Annotated in this window: 1 protein-coding gene; it reads left to right on the forward strand. The window is 43.4% G+C overall.

The window, feature by feature from the left end; translation table 11 throughout:
* Window positions 1–364: thrombospondin type 3 repeat-containing protein (locus tag RM538_RS13395; RefSeq protein WP_311333944.1), on the forward strand; the 364-nt coding region annotated here is incomplete at both ends.

The raw sequence follows: 364 nt of genomic DNA on the forward strand, positions 1-364 counted from the left end.
ATGGAGATTGTGACGGTGATGGAGTAACTAATGGAGATGAAGTAATAGATGGTACAGACCCGACAGATCCTTGTGATTATATGGCAAGTAGTATCTCTGGTCCACAGAGTGCCGCTTGGGAAGCTTTAGACTGTGATGGTGATGGAGTAACTAACGGACAAGAAGTAGCCGATGGTACTGATCCATTAGATGAGTGTAGTTTAGATTACACAAGTCAAGATACAACACCAACCGCTGCATGGGATGCAGGTGACTGTGATGGTGATGGAGTAACTAATGGTCAGGAAGTACTAGACATGACAGATCCAACAGATCCATGTGAGTATGACCCAGCTAATCAAGATGTAACTATAGTTACAACTGA

Source organism: Patiriisocius hiemis (assembly GCF_031846325.1).
Lineage (GTDB): Bacteria > Bacteroidota > Bacteroidia > Flavobacteriales > Flavobacteriaceae > Patiriisocius_A > Patiriisocius_A hiemis.